Genomic DNA, 18,249 nt, shown 5'->3' with positions numbered 1-18,249 from the left:
CCGTGCCCTTTCCCGCGGCGTCCGCCACCGGGCCGCGGAGCGGGGTACGGGACCCGGTTATCCCCCTCCGCACCACGGCGGCGAAAGGTGACGTCTCATGGGGTTGCGCAATCCCCTCTACTGGCTGTACGAACGCCGGCTGGAGCGCGAACTCGGCGGTTACGATACCCCTCGGCACGTCGGGGTCATCCTGGACGGGAACCGCCGCTGGTCCCGCAGTAGCGGCCACAAGGACGTCCAGCAGGGCCACCAGGCCGGAGCCGACAAGATCTTCGACTTCCTGCACTGGTGCGACGAGGTCGGGGTGCACGTGGTCACCCTGTGGCTGCTGTCCACCGACAACCTGATGCGCGCCCGCGAGGAGGTCGAACCCCTGCTGGGGATCATCGAGACCACCGTGGGGCGGCTGTGCGAGGAGGGGTGGAACGTCAACCCGGTCGGCGCCCTGGATACCCTGCCCGAGTCCACCGCCCGGGTGATGAAGGAGGCCGAGGAGACCACCTCCGACGGCTCCGGGTTGGTGGTGAACGCCGCGGTGGGTTACGGCGGCCGGCGCGAGATCGCCGACGCGGTGCGGTCCCTGCTGTACGCCGAGGCGGCCAACGGCACCACCATCGAGGAACTGGCCCAGCGGCTGGACCTGGACGACATCTCCCGGCACCTCTACACGCGCGGCCAACCCGACCCGGACCTGCTCATCCGCACGTCGGGGGAGCAGCGCCTGTCCGGGTTCCTGCTGTGGCAGAGCGCCCACTCGGAGTTCTACTTCTGCGAGGTCTTCTGGCCCGCCTTCCGCAGGGTGGACTTCCTGCGCGCGTTGCGTTCCTACGGGGCGCGCAACCGCCGCTTCGGCTCCTGACCTCCCGTTACACGCCTTTCGTCGACGGCTGTTAACGCGCCATCCCACGCATGACCCTTGCTCTTTCCGGCGATACGAGTACTGTCGGTCCCAGTGGCCGGTTGTGCGCCGGTCACTCGGGAGGCCCCGAGCTGTGAGGTCCTATTGACGGAACTTCGCGCGAGAAGGGCCGGGACCGGCCCTCGCGGGGCCGGTCCCGGACCCTGGTATCCCGTGCGAACCGGGCGCCCCGGCGGCGCCCGAGGGGAGAACGCGTGGCTAGTTCCTCGACGTACCGTCGCGACCCGAAAAACCCTGTCTCCTCGGTTGGGACGGGGGAGCGGCGCACCTACGTGCTCGACACCAGCGTGCTGTTGGCCGATCCCGTGTCGATGACCCGTTTCGCCGAGCACGCGGTGGTTCTGCCCATCGTTGTGATTACCGAGCTGGAAAACAAGCGCCACCATCCGGAACTGGGCTATTTCGCCCGGGAAGCGTTGCGCCGGCTGGACGACCTGCGGCTGGCGCACGGCGGGCTGGACACCGACGTCCCGGTCAACGACCAGGGCGGAACACTGCGGGTGGAGCTCAACCACAGTGACGACTCCGTCCTGCCGGCGGGGTTCCGGCTCGGCGACAACGACACCCGCATCCTGACCGTCGCCGGAAACCTCCGGTCCCACGAGGAGGTCGTCCTCGTCAGCAAGGACCTCCCGATGCGGATCAAGGCGTCCTCCATCGGCGTGGCGGCGGAGGAGTACCGCGCGGAACTCGCGATCGAGCACGGGTGGACGGGCATGGCCGAACTCGACGTGCCCGCCCACGAGGTGTCGGAGCTCTTCCGGTGCGCCAGCGCCGACATCGAGGCGGCGCGGGACTTCCCGTGCCACACCGGGTTGGCGTTGCTGTCGGAGCGCGGCAAGGCCCTGGGGCGGGTACTGCCGGACAAGTCGGTGAAGGTCGTCAAGGGGGACCGGGACGTTTTCGGGCTGCACGGGCGCAGCGCCGAACAGCGCGTCGCCATCGACCTCCTCACCGACCCCGAGGTCGGCATCGTGTCCCTGGGCGGCCGGGCCGGTACCGGGAAGTCGGCACTGGCACTGTGCGCCGGCCTGGAAGCGGTACTGGAACGCGAGGAGCACCGCAAGGTGGTCGTGTTCCGTCCCCTGCACGCCGTGGGCGGTGAGGACCTGGGCTACCTGCCCGGCAGCGAGTACGAGAAGATGTCGCCCTGGTCGCAGGCGGTGCACGACACCCTGTCCGCCGTCACCAGCCAGGAGGTCATCGACGAGGTCATGGACCGGGAGCTGCTGGAGGTGCTGCCGCTGACCCACATCCGGGGCCGCTCCCTGCACGACTCCTTCGTGATCGTGGACGAGGCGCAGTCGCTGGAACGCGGGGTGCTGCTGACCGTGCTGTCCCGACTGGGGGAGAACTCCCGGGTGGTGCTCACCCACGACGTCGCCCAGCGCGACAACCTGCGGGTGGGGCGCCACGACGGGGTGGCCGCCGTCATCGAGAAACTCAAGGGCCACCCGCTGTTCGCCCACGTCACCCTGACCCGGTCGGAACGCTCACCCATCGCCGCGCTCGTGACCGAGATGCTGGAGGAGTGACCTCCCGGGCGCTGTGGGGATGAACCCGGGTGGTGGTTCATCCCCACGCCACCGCGGGTTCGGCCGCGAGCCACCGCCACCCGGTACAACCGGGTCCGTCCCGGATACCGGAGACGAGGAGAACGCGACCATGCCCAGCTTCCGCCCCCGCCCCCCGTCCCGCCGCGGCCTGCTGCGGCACGGCGCCGTCGGCCTCGGCGCCGCCGCGCTCGGCGGCGTCAGCGGCGCCCCCGTCCTCGCGCAGGGCAACAACCGTCCGACGCTGACCCACGGGATCCAGCTCGGCGACCCCCGCCCGGACGGCGCCGTCGTCTGGACCCGGGCGGACCGGCCCGCCCGAATGGTGGTGGAGGTCAGCGACACCCCCGACTTCACCGACCCGCGCACGGTACGGGGGCCGCAGCTCACCCCGGACAGCGACGGCACCGGCCGGGTGCGGATCACCGGGCTCGACCCGGGCCAGCGGGTGCACCTGCGGGTACGCGCCGAGTCGGGCCGGTACACGAGCGCCGCCACCCACGGCACGTTCCGCACGGCCGGCGGGGACAACGACACGATCCGCTTCCTGTGGTCGGGCGACGTCGCCGGGCAGGGCTGGGGCAGCAACCCCGACCTCGGCGGCATGCCGATCTTCACCGCGATGGCCGACCGCGACCCCGACTTCTTCCTGCACAGCGGCGACGTGTGCTACTCGGACGCTCCGCTGCGGGAAAGCGTCACACTTCCCGACGGGCGGGTGTGGCGCAACGTCGTCACCGAGGCGAAGGCCGCCCCCGCCGAGACCCTGGACCAGTTCCGCGGCCAGTTCGCCTACAACCTACTGGACGACCCGCTGCGCGACTTCGCCGCCCGGGTCCCGCAGATCGTGCAGTGGGACGACCACGAGGTCGTCAACAACTGGTACCCGGGCGAGACCCTCCCACCGGACAGCGGCTACACCCAGCGCGACGTGGACGTGCTGGCGTCCCGCGCGCACCGGGCGTTCCACGAGTGGCAACCCATCGTCCCCGCCGAGACGGTGGACGGCCGGATCTACCGCGCCATCTCCTACGGGCCGGACCTGGACGTGTTCGTCATCGACATGCGCCCCTACCGGGACGCCAACGCGGACGGTACGGCACCGTCCCGCAGCATCCTCGGCACCGCGCAGGCGGAATGGCTGGTGTCGGCGCTGGCCGCCTCCACCGCCACGTGGAAGGTCGTCGCCTCCGACATGCCGCTGGGACTGGTGGTGCCGGACGGCGACGACGTGGAGGCGGTCGCCAACGGCCTGCCGGGCCGGCCGCGCGGCAGGGAGCCGGAACTGGCCGCGGTGCTGCGCGGGCTGCACCGCCGCGGTGTGTCCGACGTCGTCTGGCTCACCGCCGACGTGCACTACACCGCCGCGCACCACTACTCGCCGGACCGCGCGAGCATCCCCGACTTCTCCCCGTTCTGGGAGTTCGTGTCCGGCCCGCTGCACGCCGGCGGGTTCGGCCCTTCCGAACTCGACCCCACGTTCGGGCCGCGGCAGGTGTTCGCCCACGGACCGCCGCGCCAGAACGCCTCACCCATGGAGGGCGGGCAGCACTTCGGTGAGGTGGAGATCGACCGTGCCAGCAAGGAGCTCACCGTCCACCTGCGCGACGGCAACGGCGACGCGCTCTGGAGCCGCACCCTGAGGCCGGGGGCCGGCACCGGATGAACCGGCGCCCGCCGAACAGAGCCTAGCTTCGCCGTTCCATCCGGTGGCGGCGCAGCGCCAGCACCCCGGCCAGGGCCACCACGCTGGCCGCCACCCCCAGAGTGAGCGGCCAGCCCGGCGTGGCGGAGCCGCCCTCCCCGCCGCCGGAGTCGGTCACGGTGAACGGGCGCGGGTACCGCCCGCCGAGGGAGAACTCCTCGGCGAGGGTCTCGGCGAACGCGGCGGCGATCTTCACCTGCCCCTGCCTGTTGGGATGCGTCCCGTCGCTGGTGTCACGCCGGGCCGTGTACCCGGTCGCCGCGGCGATGTCGACGACGGCGATGGGCGAGGACACGGTGGCCATGTCGCGCGCGACCGTGCCGATGCGCCGGTTGACCTCCGCGAAGTCCCGCGCGAACCGGGGGTCCTCCTCTCCCATCAGGCTGGGGGTCAGTCGCGCCAGCGCGAACCCCACTCCGGGGCGGGCGGCGCGGGCGTCGGTCAGGTAGGCCCGCAGCTCCTCCTCGACGCGCTCGGGGGACGCGTCCGGCTGCACCAGGTCGTTGATGCCCAGCAGCACCAGGATGAGGTCGGGGCTGTGCTCGCGGACGTCGCGCCGGATCGTGGTGCGCGCGTCGGCGAGGGTCCGTCCCCAGATCGCGTTGTGGTCCTGGTCGAAGTCCGGGTCGCGGTAGCCGGAGTCGGACTCGGGCGATACCTCGTGCTTCTCGGAGCCGGCGGAGGTGTCGGCCACCTTCCGGTACGGGCCGACGAAGTCCACCCGGGGTTCCTCCGGGGCCAGGTGGCGCCACAGGTGGTACCGCCACGTGTAGTCGCCGCGTGCGCCCTGGGTGATGGAGTCCCCGGCCGGCATGATCCGGTACGCGGCGGACCGGGGGGCCGTGTCCGCCAGCACGGGGGTGTGCGCGAGTACGCACAGCAGCGCCGCGGCGAGCGGCGGGGTGAGGAGACGCGGCACACGGCCGCGACGCGTGGGCACGGTGCAACCTCCACGGTGAGGACGGTGGCCGGATGCTCGGCGCCGCCGTTCGCGTGCTCCCGGGGCGGGAGCCGGACGCGGCACGGGGCCGACGGGACGGAGCGGGTTTCCGCCCGGCAAGAGCCGTCCCGGTTCCGGCCACGACGGTAACCGTACCCGCAACGCGGCGCGCCGCCGGTGCCATTCCCCGCGGGGTGCCGCGTGCCGACGCGGACAGGTCCTGGGCGTCCCCAGCGCGGTCGGGCCCGTGCTACTCCATCTCGCGTATCCGCTGTCCGAGTGCGCGCAGGCGGCGGATGTGGCGTTCGTAACGCGCGCCCGCGTACACGAGCAGCACCCCGACGGCCCCGAGCGGTATCCAGTTCGGCAGCGCCAGCACCATGTCCCACAGCGGCGGTCCGGGGGTCTTGGCGGCGAGCGGCAACAGGGAGACCGCCCCGACCAGCAGCGGGGCCTGCAACCGCCGCCACGCCCCCACCAGGGTCACCACCAGCCCGGTGGTGCCCAGCAGCGCCACCCGCCACAGGGTGCCGTCACCGAGGAGGGCCGCCACCAGTCCGGGCGCGAGCAGCAGCGCCAATGGCGCGCCGTAGCTGACCCAGGTTCCGGTGTCCGGGCGGCGGCGCCGCAGTTCCCATCCCGCCGCCAGTGCCGCCAGCGCCGGAACCGTGGTGTAGGGCTCGGGCGCGCTCACCCGCATCCACCCGAGGAACAGCCAGAGCGCCCCCAGCAGCAGGACCGGCCCGACCGCACCGAGCCACCACCGGCCCGGACGGGGCGCGTTGGCCAACGCGATCACGCCCGCCGCAGCGAGTGCCGCACTGGTGAGCTCCAACCGGGCCGATCCGGCCAGCGTCAGCACGATCGCGACCACCGCCAGTACCCCGGCGGCGACCTCCGCGGGAAGCGTCACCCGCCGCTGCAGCCGCACCCCGCCCAGCACCGCGGTGACACCCGCAACCACGACGAGCGGCGCGAGTGCCGCCACCGCGGCCGGCTGGCCCAGCGCCAGCGGCGCGGCCAGCGCGAACCCGCCGGCCGCCAGCACCGCGCTGGCCGTCGCACCCGCCGTGAACACGACCGTGCGCGCCAGCGCCGCGGCGACGGCCGCGAGCACCGTGGCGGCGGCCAGTGTCACCAGGGTCGCCGGCGGTGTCGTCAATCCCCAGGCCGCGGCCAGGGTCAGTGGCGACAGCGCAGCGCCGCCGCACACGGCGGCGAGCCGACTGTTCCCGCTGCGGGCGCCGAGCACCGTCAGGAGGGCGGCGACCAGCAGCACCCCCGCCAGCGCGGCCGGGTACGGCAGCCCGGCCACGCCGGGATCACCCGCGTCACCGATCCGCACGGCCAGCGGGAACGGCACCAGCACCGGCACGGCCAGCACCGCGGCGGCGCGCGGCAACCACGAACGCGCCCACACGCGCACCCCCAGCAGCACGGTGGCCGCCACCGTGGCCACGGTCGGCAGCAGCCCCGCCGGGGGGAGAACCACCGGGGAACCGCCGGCCCCCGCCGGGCCGAGGGCCACGGTGGCGGGACGCGTCACCGCGTCCCAGCCGGCGGGCTGCCAGACGGCGCCCACCCACGTGTAGGGAGCCAGCAGCAGTGACACCAACGGGACGAGCACGTAGGCCAGCGCGCCCGCCGCCACCAGCGCCGCCGCGCCCGTGGCCAGCCAGCGCGGCCACGTCGGGAGCGCGCGGGCGAACGTCAGCAGCAGCAGTCCGCACACCGCCGCGACCAGGCCGCCGAGGCCGGGTTCCCCCGGCGCGGCGAACGAGCTCACCAGCAGCAGCGTGACGCCAGCCGTGACGAGTCCGCCGCGCTGGGCGGGGCGGTCCGACAGCGCGCGCAGCCGCACCAGTCCCGCGATGAGCGCCGCCGTCGCCAGCCCCGTGAACGGGTGCCAGCGCGGGTCCGGCGCGAAACCGGCGTGCAGCAGGGCGCCGTAGCAGGACAGCGTCACCAGCCCGGCTCCCACCCCCGCCAGGTAGGCCAGGACACGCGCGACCCCGGCGGGGGTGTGGCCCCGTACGGCCCCCGCGGGGACGGCGGCCAGCACGGTCAGCGACACCAGCACCAGCAGGGTCGCCGTGGGCGTGGCGGCAGACCACCCGGAGGCGAGGGCGGTGGTGAGCGTCCCGGTCGCCACCAGGGCGTACGCCCCGGTTCCCGAAGCGGCGGAGGCGCCGGCGAACAGCAGCCCGGAGGTCACCACCAGGGCGCCGAGCGCCGCCCCGTAGCCGGTGTCGAGGTTGACCAGCGCCACCGGAACCAGCACCCCGGCGGCGGAGCAGCCCCAGGAGAACAGCCGCTGCCCCTGGCCGCTGGTGCCGTCGACCATGGCGGCGCACCACGCGAGGGCCGCCACGGCGGTGCCGCACGCCGGCAGCAGCAGCGGCAGGGACGCGTCGGTGAGGAGCGTGGGCAGCACGCGCGGGGTGCCCCCGTGCTGCCACGGGGCCGCCAGTACCGGCACCGGCCCGGTCACCACCGCGGCGAGCCGGTCGGCGAGGGCGGTCAGGGCGCTTCCCGCCACGGCTGCGGCACCACCGAGCAGCCACCACCGGGTGTGCCTCCCGGCCGTACGGGTGGCCACGGTCAGCACCAGCACGGCGGAGACGGCGGCGGCGAGCGCGAACAGGTCCCGCCCCCAGGCGGCGGCGAACCCGAGCGCCAGGGCCGCGGGGATCACGGACGCGCCGTCCAGCGCGGTGACCTGTTCCGGCCGTCTCCCGGCGTGCGCGAGCGCTGCCGCGGCACCGACGGCGAGCGCGGCCACGGTGAGCAGTGCTCCCACGAACGCGGGAAGCGGCGCGCCCGCGTGGACGAACGACGCCACGGTCACCCCGGACGCGCACGCCACGGTCGCCGACGCGCCCGCGGCGGTGGTTCTGGGGCCGGGCCGGGCCACCGCTGCCCCGGCACTCGCCACCGTCAGCGCCCCGAGCACCGTGATGGTGGCGACCGGCCCGCTCAGGGCGGCGGCCACCGCCAGGACGGCCACCGTCGCGGCCGTGACGATGCCGGTGACAGCGCCGCGGCGGCCCGCGACCGCCCGTTTGGCGAACACGGTGATGCCCGAGCCCACGATCGGCCGGTCCGAGCCTAGCTCGGCAACGGAGGCGGCGGCGAGCGCGGCGACGGCGGTCGCGGTCAGGACGGCGATCGTGGCGGGATGGGGGAGCCAGACGGCTCCGATGAGGGCCGCACTCACGCAGCCGACGATGCTGGCGGGAATCCCGACCCGCCGTCCCTCCAGGACGGCTCCGGCCGCGACCAGCGGTACTGCCAGCAGCAGGGCGGCGGCGGTGCGCGGACCGTCCGGTTGGTCGGCGACGAGCGGTGCGACCGCGTGCTCTTGCCAGGGGGCCGCGAGGTGGCGCAGGTGGTCCACGGTGGCGTGTGCCAGCAGCGGCAGCGTTCCCGCGGCCGCCACCGTCGCCGACAGCGCTGCCACGGCGAACGCCCCGACCCGCACGGGGGGAGCGAGGCTGGGATGGTGCGTGGCGACCACCAGCACGGGAAACACCACCAGGGCCGCCGCCAGGGTGAACACCCCGGCACCGGCCGTGCCGGCCGCGACGAGCGTTCCCGCCAGGGGAGCGGCCACGGCCGCGTCCAGAGCGCGCACCTGGTCCTGGCGGGCGGGGAGGGGCGGTTCGGGAGCGGCGAGTGCTGTCACGGCGGAGGCGGTCGCCACCGCGCCGGCAGCCACGGCCAGCATGGCAGCGACCCAGACGGCCACGGGCGCGGAGAGCCACAGCAGGAGCGCGGCCACCTCCCCGGTGAGCAGGAGAGCGCCGCTGGCGGCGGTGGCCGCCGCGACCGGGCGGTTGGTGCGCAGTCCGGCGACCGCCGCCGCGGCGAGCAGCAGCACCCCCGCGGTGACGACGGTCGCACGCGGGCTGGACAGCGCGTAGGTCAGCCCCAGCGATCCCGCGACGCCGGCCAGCGCCAGCGGCGCGTTCCCCAGCCACGCGTGCGTGACCCGACCGGCCGGCCCCGTGCCGCGGGCCGCCACGGCGGCGGCCGCGAGCAACGCCAGCGCGGCACCGGTCACCCCCACCCACGGGTGGGCGGCGAGGAGGCCCGCGCGGGAGAGGGCGAGCGCGGTCGTGCTGGCGAGGCACAACGCGGCGACCGCGGCCCACCGCCGGCGCAGCGTCCGAGCGAGGAGCCCCCAACCGGCGGTCTGTACCAGGAGCAGCAGCACCAGGCGGGGGGTCAGCTCGGTGGCGGGTGTCGGAGCCCCGGCGCCAGCGCCGGTCCACGGCGCGGCGAGACGGGCGGTGAGAGCGGGCAGCTCCCCGGCCAGCATGAACACCGAGGGGACGGCGCCGAACGCGAGCGCCGCACCGGCGGTGATCCCGGACGCCGCGCGGTCCCCGTGCCGCGGCAACGACCCGGAGAGCCCGCACGCCGCGGCGGCCGAGACGCTCATGCTGGCTACCAGGGCCCAGAGCGGAGCGGCGTCCGCGTCGTACAACCCGGTGAGGGTCGTGGGGAGGGTGGTGGTTCCGGCGGCGGTAGCCAGGGCCACGAGGGACCTCCGCCAGGCGGGGGAGGGGGTGGTCCGGGCCGCCCAGGCGGCGGCGCCCCCGGCCGTGGCGAGGGTCCCTCCGACGACCACCGCCGTTGCGGCCCCGCCGGCGCCGGCCGGCCAGGCCCCCGCCAGGAGCACGGGAAGTGACACGAACCCGACGGTGACGGGGACCGCCGGCAGCACGGCGGGGCACCAGCAGGCTGCACCCAGTGTCCAGACCAGTGTGCCGAGCTGGCCGCGCCACCGGCTCCGCAGGCGGGTCACGCGACGGTACAGGGCGAGGTCGCCCAGGGAGGTGACCGCGAGCGCGGTCAGTACCACGGGCCACGTGGCGCCGCTCCCGGTGACCAGCGCCATGGCGGCCAGCGGCGCGACCAGCTGTGCCAGGACCACGGCGATGACGTGCGGGCCGCGCAACGGGACGAGGCGGGGGAAGTACGCGAGAGCGGCGACGATCACGGCGGTGCCGGCGGTGGCCGTCCAGAGGCGGGGGGCCGACACCCCGAGGTCCGACGTGCCGGTACCCGCCACCGGCCCAGCTCCCAGGGCGAGCATGCCCAGCGCCGTGGTGGTCAGCGCGAGCAGGGCCGCGGCCAGCACCCCGAACGTCTCCGCGGTGGCACGCATGCCCGCGCGCAGCAGCGGCACCGTCGTGTACCCGGCCGCGGTGGTGAAGCCGGCCAGGATGAGCGCCCGGGGCGCGAGGCCGAGTTCGCTCCAGGTGACGACGGTGAACACGGTGGCGGCGACGGCGATGAGGAGCCCGCCCAGTCCGAGCAGGACGTTCTGGGCCGAGGGGAGGGAGATCTCGCGTCGCGGCCGTTTGGGGCGCGGCGCGGACGGTTGGGGGGACGGTTCCGGTCGCGGCGCGTGCTCTCCGGAAGCGGGGGCGGCGACCACGGGTGCCGGTGCGGGCTCCGGCTCCGGTTGCGGTGGCGGGGCCGCGGCTGACGACTCCGGTTGTGGATGGCGGGCCGCGCGCGTCTCACGCAGCGCACGCAGCCGGGAGATGAGCTCCTCCTGCTCCTCCTCCAGGAGGCGGCGCCGCCGCGCCAACCGGTCGAGTTCGTCGCGCACCTCCGCGAGCCGCGTGGCGGCGCTCGTGGACAGTGGTAGGTGGCACTCGGGGCAGGTGGTGTCGCCCTCGTCGGTCCGCGCGGCGCAGTCCGGACACGCGGTGAACGGGCAGGGGATGCTCATGGCCGCGATGGTGCCACGGGTCCCGTACGCTCGGCCTGATCACGTGTACTCAGAACGTCCGGGTACGTGTCGCCAGACGCGGGAACCCGCGCCGCTACCGCGCGTGGTAAGCCCTGGCAGCGCGGCCGTTCGCGCGACACACGGCGTGATGTGATTTATGACATGATTGAATACGAATTGCGGAGCAGCCGTAATGCGGCACAGTAGTTCCCGCTCCGGATGGAACCCCTGGAAGCGCGTGCCGGGAGCGACGCCACGCCCGCGACCCCTGCGGTCACGCAGTGCTGGGCGGCCGGAAGCCGAAACGCGCCGGAAGGCGTGATCTCCCCTGAGTCGTGGCTGTCGCGGAGACATGTAGCCGGCCGCGCGCGACCGTCCATCGCGATAGACGAAAGGGCGATTCTTGCTACTCAACCGGATCTCGCTGCGGGTCGCCACAGCGGTCGGCTCGGCAGCGGTGGTCGCCGGTGCCACGTTCGCGGTGTCCGCATTCGCGGACGCGGGCGGCGAACCGGACCAGGCCGTCTCGGCGATGACACCGGACCGCGCCGCCGACACCGGCAAGAACTTCTTCGCGGACGTCGACGAACCCTCCCAGGAGGAACTCGCCGAACAGCGCGACAAGGCCGAGAAGAAGCTGGATGAGGCCAGCAGCGCCGCTCTGGCCAGCGGCGCGGGGGCCACCACCGAGAAGGAGAAGGAAGAGGAGGAAGAGGAGGAGACCGACGAGGGGGACAGCGGCGGTTCCGTCCCCGACGGTTCCCCCAAGGAGATCGCGCAGTCCAAGCTCGGCGACTACGGGTGGGGACAGGACCAGTTCTCCTGCCTGGACGCGTTGTGGGAGCGGGAGAGCGGTTGGGATCCCTCGGCGGAGAACCCCAGCTCGGGCGCCTACGGCATCCCGCAGGCCCTGCCGGGCAACAAGATGGCCAGTGCGGGCTCCGACTGGAAGACCAACCCCGCCACCCAGATCGAGTGGGGACTGGGCTACATCGACGACCGCTACGAGTCCCCTTGCGACGCCAAGTCGTTCTCCGACAGCAACGGCCACTACTAGGCCTGTTCGGTGACGCCTGTCCCGCTGCGCGTCGCCCCGGTGCCGCCTGGCCGCGTTCTCGTCGGTCGGCGGAGGGGCCGCTCCGCCCTCCCTCCTGGCCGTGCCAGGCGGCACCGGACGCGCCGCTCGCGGCGCACAGCGTCCACACAACAGGCCCTGGCGCCACCGGTGGACGGCGCCGCGCCAGCACACACGGCCTCACCTTCGCCCCCGCCCGGTTTCGCGGTTGACCGCGTCTCCGGGCAGGGGCAGCGCCCCGGTTTCTTTGGGGCACGCACCGACGGGCGGTGCCGGTGCCCGAGGGCACGCTGCGGACGCGTCACCCGTTCGAGTCCGATCCCGCCGCGTTCCGCGGCGATGTTTTCTCCGGGTGCCTGGTTCCGTACCGGATCGTAAACGCCATTTCCCGTGTTTTCCCCGAATGTTTCCGCATTCGCTTTACAAAGAAGTATTTTCCTCGTTGTGAGCGGGGAGTACGGTGCGACTCATGGCTCTCCTTGTGGCAAACGTGCCATCCCCCACCTGAACGAGAGCGAGAAGTCGAATGCCCCACCCTCCGAACGGGAACGACCAGGGTGGTCACCGCGCACCAGCGGGCGCGCACGACCCGGCCCACCCCCACGAGCTGGTCGTCTCCCTCCTCCCCCACATGTACCGGAAGGCGGCGGTCCTGGTGCCACGCAGGCACGAGGACGTGGTGCACGACGCCTGCCTGAAACTCCTCACCCACGCGCACCGGCTCACGAGCCACCCCGCTCCTCGTGCCTACGCCTTGCGGTGCGTGACCACCGTCGCCTACGACCACCTGCGCGCGGCCCCCGTCAGGGTCGTGGACGAGATGCCCGAGGTCCCCGTACTACCCATCAGGGAAGCCGAGGCGACGTGGCAGGCCCAGTGGCTGTTGCACAGGCTCCCGCTGCGTCAGGCCCAGTCGGTGTTCCTCGTCGACCTCTGCGGGATGGAACTCGCGGCGGCGGCGCGGGTGCTGGGAGTCCACTGGGGAACGGTGGCCCGGTCGCGGGACCGGGGACTGAATCTGCTGTATTCCGTGGTCACGGCAGGAATTTCGAAAAATCCCGAGTCTGTGTCATAAAAACACGGCAGCCACGGCGTTCCCCCTGTGAAGGAAACGCGGATGTGGGGACTGACTCGTCCCAGCCAGCCCCCACGACGCGATATCCGCGCCGCCCTTCGGTTCCGAGAATGAACGAACGAAACGGAAAGGTCCCCCTATGGTAGTGGATACCGGCGCCGACACCGGGAACCGCGCCACGGCAGTGGTGGACACCGCTGCCAGCCTGCTGGCGATGGCTCCCGCCCGCCCGGCCGGCCACCTCGCCCAGGCCCTCCACGAACGGCGAGACCAGGCCGTGTGGATCTACGTCGTCGTCGCGGTCGCGGTCATCACAGCCGCGGGCGGCGTTCTGGCCTGGGCCTACGCCTACTGCGTCTCCCGAGGCGGCTCGTTCGACGGCGGTATGAGCGCCTCGTGGAACCCCACCAACGTCGAACTGCGATTCAAGTGCACCCAGTAGGAACGTCCACGGTGGTCCGGTAGTCGCGAGAGGAAGGCGGGGATGGAAGCTGACCTCGGACAGGGGCCCGTACTGAGCGCGGGCGGCCTCACCAAGCGGTTCGGGCGCCGCACGGTCCTCGACACGGTGTCATTCACCGTGGCGGAGGGAGAGGTCCACGGTCTGTTGGGTCCCAACGGCTCCGGGAAGACCACCTGCCTCCATCTCGTGACCGGACTGCTCGCCGCGGACGCGGGAGCGGCAGTGATCGCGGGGGTGCCGGTGCACGACAAGGTGTCGCGCGCCCTGCTCGGAATGGCCCCCGACGACCTGCCGCTCCCCGCCTCGCTCACCGGTGGCGAGTACCTGCGGTTCCACGACCGCATGCGGGGCCGGGACGACGCCCGGTCGGCACGGGAGCTGGCCGAGGCGTTCGGACTCGCCGGCGAGCTGGATCGCCAGATCCACGAGTACTCCCACGGGATGAAGCGCAAACTCCAGGTGGTGGCGGCCACCATGCACCGCCCCCCGCTGCTGGTACTGGACGAACCGTTCCGGGGCCTGGACCCGGAGGCCGCGGTGACCCTGCGCCGCCTCGTCGGCTCCTACGCCGACAGCGGCGGAGCCGTACTGCTGGCCACCCACGACATGCTGCGCGCCCAGCGGGACTGCCACCGGGTCACCATCCTGCACTCCGGCTCCATCGCGGCGCAGGGCGAGCCGTACCAGCTACGGCAGGACCACGGGGCGGCGACCCTCGAGGACGTGTTCCTGGCGGCCACCGACCGGGAGGGCGAGCAGGCGCGCCGCGCCGACGCCCTCACCGCGGTCTTGCGAGAAGGGGATGAGAGACATTGACGGCTGTACGCTCGACCATGGCCGGCGCTGTCGCCGCTGTTCTGGTCGCGATCGTACTGGGGGTTGTCACCTTCGGGATCGGGATGTCCCAGGAGAGCGTGTACGCGGTTCCGGGACTGTGGCGCGGCGGTATCGACTCCGCCGACGACGGTTTCTTCTTCGTGCTCCAGCCGAACTTCCTCGGGATCGCCGGCGTCGTCGCGGTCGGTATGGTGACCGGCCTGGTCGTCGGTGTGCTCCGCGGCGCGCGCCGATGAGGACGCGGCGAACCGCCCCGCCGGCGGGACGCGCGGCGGCGCACGCGACGGCGATGTCGGTGCGGCTGTGGGTACGCGACTCCACCCGCTCCATGGGGATCTCCCCCCGGACACTCACCCTGGGCGCGGGAGCGGCCCTGCTCGCGGCGACCGCGGGAAGCGTCGCCATAGCCACGGCGCTCCCCCGGCTGGGTCCGGAAAGCGTCCCCTCCCCGGTACTGGCCCAGCTGCGCCACACGATGGCCGGTCTGGTGTGGGCGGTGGCCGGAGCGGCGACGGTGCTGTTCCAGCTCGTCACCCCGCGCCGTTCCCACCTCGCCGACCTGTTGCAGCTGCTGCCGGTGCCGCGGGTGGTCACGGCGGTGACCGGAGCAGTGCCTCCGCTGGTGCTCGCCCTGGTACTGACTGCCACGGTGACCGGTCCGGCGGTGGTGCTTCTCGCGGACGCCTCGGGTTCTCCCGTGGTGTTCGTCGTCCTCGCGGCACTGCTGCTCGTCACAGGGCTGCTGCCCCTGCTGGCGCTGGTGTTCGCCGTGGTGGTGCTCGCGCTGCAGGGCATGCGGGTGCCCCAGCACCACGCGCTGACCGGTGCGGCGGTGACGGGGCTGGCGGTGGCGCTCTCGCCCTCGCTTCTGGAACTGTCCCGCCTCGATGCGGGGTGGTTGCCCCACCGGGCGCTCGCCGGCGCCGCCGCCGGCAGCGTGCTGGGGTGGGTCCTGCTGGTGGTGTGGTGCGTCGGGGCGTTGGCGGTGTTCCTCGCGGGCGCGGCACGCCTGCCCGAGGAGCCCGCGGCGCGGCCGTCCCGCTTCCTCACCGGGTTCGGAGTACCCGGCGGCCAGTCGGCCGCGCGAGCCTGGTTCGAGCTGGTGGTGCTCGTACGCGCGCCGCAGTACGCGGCGGCGGTGCTGTTCACCTCGGTGGCCGTCGTCGCGTTCCTGGGGCTGTGGTGGGTGACCCGTTACGAGTACCTGTCGCTGCTGGTGTCCGTGGTGTTCGTGCCGTACTTCCTGGCGTGCGTGCAGTCCTACGGTCACACGCGGCCCACCCACTGGATCACCACCCACCTGCTGGCGCGCCCCCTGGCGTGGGTGGTCCCGAAGGCGGCGGTCACCCTGGCGCTGGCGACACTCCTCACACTCCCCGGCGTGGCTGCCGCGGCGGGAACGGGGTTACTTCCGTGGGAGGGCGCGCCGGCGGTGGTCGCCCAGGCGCTTCCGGCGTGGGCGGCGGCGATGGTCGCCGGCGTGGTGGTGCCCTACAACGCCGAACAGCCGCTGAGCGTGGGCCTGTCCATCGCCACGGCCTCGGCGCTGTACGCCGCGACCGTGTGGCTGGGGCGGCAGGCGGACGTCGGCGGAGCGCTCACGGCGCTGGCCGGGGGCGCGCTGCTGTTCGGCTGCTATGTCGCCGTGGCACGGGCCGTACGCACCGCTCCCCAGCATGTCTAGGGCCAGGATGACGGCGGCCGTGGTGCTGTCCCCGCGGCCGGGCGCGGCTCTCGGGAGTACCGCGCGTGCTCTGCTCACCGCTACCGCACCGGTGTGGCTACCGGCGGGGGCGCTGGCCGCCGTGTCGGCGCTGCTCGGATGGCTCCTGCCGACCGTGCTGACGGTTTCGCTGCTGCTGTTGCTGGCCAGTGTCCTCGTACACGAGGCGGGCCACGTCGCCGCCCTCCGTGTGCTCGCGCCCGCGACCCCCGCGGTGTTCCGCGTGGACGCCACCGGGGCGGGCGTGTGTCGGCCTCCCCTCGCTGACACCCGGCGTGAGGTCGCCGTGGTGCTGGCGGGTCCCCTCGCCCCCGCGGTGGTGTGGACGCTGGGAACGGCCCTCGGGGCGGCCGCGGGCGGTGTTCCGGCGGCCGCGGTGGTGTGGACCGGGATCGTCGCCCTCGGCCACCCGGTCTCGTTGCTGTTCCCGGTGGGCGACACCCGCACCCTGCTGCGCGCGCTCACCCGGTGACACCAGGGCGGGGACGGGGCCCGCCGCGCGCGTTCCCCGCCGCTGACCCGGCCGGTGCTACATCGTCCCGTCCACGTAGGGGCGCAGCGAGTGCTGGGTGTGCTCGATGATGTTCTGGTAGTCCGAGCGCTTCTCCCGCGGCAGGTTCCAGCGTATCCAGTACTGCTCCTCCTCGTCCCCGCCCGGGTTGATCTGCATGCGGGTGACGAACCGCTCCGGGTGCTCGTCGAACTCGTCCTTGTCGACGTACTCGTAGGACCACTCCGCGACGTTCCACGCGTCGGGGTAGTACTGGTCGTCCACCGTCTCCAGCCGCTCGCGTGTGTACTGGGAGTAGTCCTTCTTGGCCGAGGGCTCGGTCTCGTTCTCCAGGAGACGCTCCGGATCGGTCGTGTCGTCCTCCGGGGTGTACCACGACACGTAGAAGTAGGTCTCCTCCTTGCTGTCGTTGTGCGACACCCGCCAGCTGCTGTCGCTGTCCTCGTTCTGCTCGGTGCGCCAGTCCGTCGGGTACTCCACCGAGAACTCGTCGCTGACCAGTAGCTGGTACTCCGCGTCCAGCGGCCGGGTCGTGAACCACACCACCCCGGCGCCCGCGAGCAGCAGCAGCGCCGCGGCGGCGGCCGCGGTGACGAGGAGTGTGCGCTTCCCGCCCCGGCCGGTGGGCCGGGACGAGCCCCCGCCGCTGGGCTGCGGGCCGCTGTTGGGCGGCGGGGCGCCGCCGTTCTGGTGGGTGGGCGGCACCTGCGGTCCCGACGGCGGGGCGTACTGCGGTGGCTGCGCCGCGGTCGGCCCGGTGGGAGGCGGACCGTACGGCCCCGGGTAGGGGCCCGGCGGCTGCCCCGGCGGTGCCGACCCTCCCGGCGGGGTGCCCATGGCGGCGGTGGGGCCGGTGGGCGGGGCCTGGCCGACCGTGGGGGTGCCGGCCGCCAGCATCTGGCTGGCCCGCGCCGCCCCGAGCCGCCGGTTGGTGTCGCGCTCCAGCATCCCCATCAGGACCGGGGTGAGGGCCCCGGCCCGCTGCGGCTGCGGCACGGGCGCGGACAGCACCGCCGAGATCGCCGCCGTGACGGTCTCGCGTTTGAACGGCGACTGCCCCTCACAGGCGGCGTACAGCGTCGCGCCCAGGCTCCACATGTCCGAGGGGGCCTCGGAGTTCTCCTGCTCCAGCCGCTCCGGCGCCATGTACTCGGGGGAGCCGATGAGCGACCCGGTGCGGGTGATGGCGGTCTCGCCGTCGATGGTGGCGATGCCGAAGTCGGTGAGGAGCACCCGGTCGTCCTGGGAGATCATGACGTTGCCCGGTTTGATGTCCCGGTGGATCACGCCCTTGGAGTGCGCGAGCGACAACGCCCCCACCAGCGCCGAGGCCACCGTGGAGAGGCGCTCCGGCGGCAGCGGGCCGTCCTCCTTGAGGATCCGGTCCAGCGCGCGTCCGGTGACCAGCTCCATCACGATCCACGGGTGGCCGTCGAAGTCGAACACGTCGTGGATGGTGATGATCGACGGGTGGGTGAGCCGGGCGGCGGAACGGGCCTCGCGCCGGGTGCGGGAGTGCATCTCCTCACGTTCCTCGTCGGAGAGCTCCTCCGGGACCAGGACCTCTTTGATGGCGACGTCGCGTTCCAGCTCCGGGTCCCACGCCTGCCAGACGATCCCCATGCCGCCACGGCCGAGTTCACGGTGCAGCTGGTACCGGCCGGAAACGACGCGGGTGTCCGAACTGGACGTCATCTCGGTG

At 73.4% G+C, this 18,249-nt stretch carries 13 protein-coding genes; 10 read left to right on the top strand and 3 right to left on the bottom strand.

Translation table 11 applies throughout. The features are described 5' to 3' along the window. Nucleotides 1–97: 97 nt before the first annotated feature. The 3 genes from FHX37_RS14075 (at nucleotide 98) to FHX37_RS14065 (ending at nucleotide 4,138) form a co-directional block, all read left to right on the top strand. Nucleotides 98–859, top strand: coding sequence for an isoprenyl transferase (locus tag FHX37_RS14075; RefSeq protein ID WP_141924333.1), 762 nt, complete (start codon nucleotides 98–100; stop codon nucleotides 857–859). 332 nt (nucleotides 860–1,191) lie between these two features. Then, nucleotides 1,192–2,454 carry a PhoH family protein gene (locus FHX37_RS14070; RefSeq protein ID WP_141925259.1) on the top strand — a complete coding sequence of 421 codons (1,263 nt, stop codon included), beginning with the start codon at nucleotides 1,192–1,194 and terminating at the stop codon, nucleotides 2,452–2,454. Nucleotides 2,455–2,584: 130 nt separating this feature from the next. Beyond that, nucleotides 2,585–4,138 carry an alkaline phosphatase D family protein gene (locus tag FHX37_RS14065; protein ID WP_141924332.1) on the top strand — a complete coding sequence of 518 codons (1,554 nt, stop codon included), beginning with the start codon at nucleotides 2,585–2,587 and terminating at the stop codon, nucleotides 4,136–4,138. Between the two features lie 22 nt (nucleotides 4,139–4,160). Here the strand turns inward: FHX37_RS14065 and FHX37_RS14060 are convergent, their stop codons facing one another. Beyond that, on the bottom strand, nucleotides 4,161–5,117 hold the full coding sequence (locus FHX37_RS14060; RefSeq protein ID WP_141924331.1) for a GDSL-type esterase/lipase family protein: 957 nt from the start codon (nucleotides 5,115–5,117) through the stop codon (nucleotides 4,161–4,163). Nucleotides 5,118–5,367: 250 nt separating this feature from the next. Beyond that, nucleotides 5,368–10,863 (bottom strand): SCO7613 C-terminal domain-containing membrane protein, encoded by a 5,496-nt coding sequence (locus FHX37_RS14055; protein ID WP_141924330.1) that lies wholly within the window; start codon nucleotides 10,861–10,863, stop codon nucleotides 5,368–5,370. Nucleotides 10,864–11,266: 403 nt separating this feature from the next. Between FHX37_RS14055 and FHX37_RS14050 the strand changes: the two genes are divergently transcribed. The 7 genes from FHX37_RS14050 to FHX37_RS14020 all read left to right on the top strand — a co-directional run bounded on the left by FHX37_RS14050 (nucleotide 11,267) and on the right by FHX37_RS14020 (nucleotide 16,508). Further along, nucleotides 11,267–11,920 carry an aggregation-promoting factor C-terminal-like domain-containing protein gene (locus FHX37_RS14050; protein WP_141924329.1) on the top strand — a complete coding sequence of 218 codons (654 nt, stop codon included), beginning with the start codon at nucleotides 11,267–11,269 and terminating at the stop codon, nucleotides 11,918–11,920. A gap of 544 nt (nucleotides 11,921–12,464) precedes the next feature. Continuing rightward, nucleotides 12,465–13,013, top strand: a complete 549-nt coding sequence (locus tag FHX37_RS14045) for an RNA polymerase sigma factor (protein ID WP_141924328.1) — start codon at nucleotides 12,465–12,467, stop codon at nucleotides 13,011–13,013. A gap of 139 nt (nucleotides 13,014–13,152) precedes the next feature. After that, the gene (locus FHX37_RS14040) at nucleotides 13,153–13,455 is read left to right on the top strand and encodes a hypothetical protein (protein ID WP_141924327.1); all 303 of its coding nucleotides are present in this window, start codon (nucleotides 13,153–13,155) and stop codon (nucleotides 13,453–13,455) included. Nucleotides 13,456–13,497: 42 nt separating this feature from the next. After that, nucleotides 13,498–14,292, top strand: a complete 795-nt coding sequence (locus FHX37_RS14035) for an ABC transporter ATP-binding protein (protein WP_141924326.1) — start codon at nucleotides 13,498–13,500, stop codon at nucleotides 14,290–14,292. Then, the gene (locus tag FHX37_RS14030; protein WP_141924325.1) at nucleotides 14,289–14,549 is read left to right on the top strand and encodes a hypothetical protein; all 261 of its coding nucleotides are present in this window, start codon (nucleotides 14,289–14,291) and stop codon (nucleotides 14,547–14,549) included. The genes FHX37_RS14035 and FHX37_RS14030 overlap by 4 nt, the downstream gene beginning before the upstream one ends. Beyond that, nucleotides 14,546–15,997: a hypothetical protein gene (locus FHX37_RS14025; protein ID WP_141924324.1), complete on the top strand. Its 1,452-nt coding sequence runs from the start codon at nucleotides 14,546–14,548 to the stop codon at nucleotides 15,995–15,997. Before FHX37_RS14030 ends, FHX37_RS14025 begins: the two co-directional genes overlap by 4 nt. Beyond that, nucleotides 15,990–16,508, top strand: coding sequence for a M50 family metallopeptidase (locus FHX37_RS14020; protein WP_170181586.1), 519 nt, complete (start codon nucleotides 15,990–15,992; stop codon nucleotides 16,506–16,508). Before FHX37_RS14025 ends, FHX37_RS14020 begins: the two co-directional genes overlap by 8 nt. Before the next feature lie 57 nt (nucleotides 16,509–16,565). On the opposite strand, the gene FHX37_RS14015 is transcribed toward FHX37_RS14020, so the two are convergent. After that, nucleotides 16,566–18,242 carry a serine/threonine-protein kinase gene (locus FHX37_RS14015; RefSeq protein WP_141924322.1) on the bottom strand — a complete coding sequence of 559 codons (1,677 nt, stop codon included), beginning with the start codon at nucleotides 18,240–18,242 and terminating at the stop codon, nucleotides 16,566–16,568. Nucleotides 18,243–18,249 lie beyond the last annotated feature (7 nt).

It is taken from the genome of Haloactinospora alba (assembly GCF_006717075.1).
Lineage (GTDB): Bacteria > Actinomycetota > Actinomycetes > Streptosporangiales > Streptosporangiaceae > Haloactinospora > Haloactinospora alba.
Note: the sequence above shows the minus strand (reverse complement) of the source record. Positions and strands in the feature narration are given on the sequence as shown.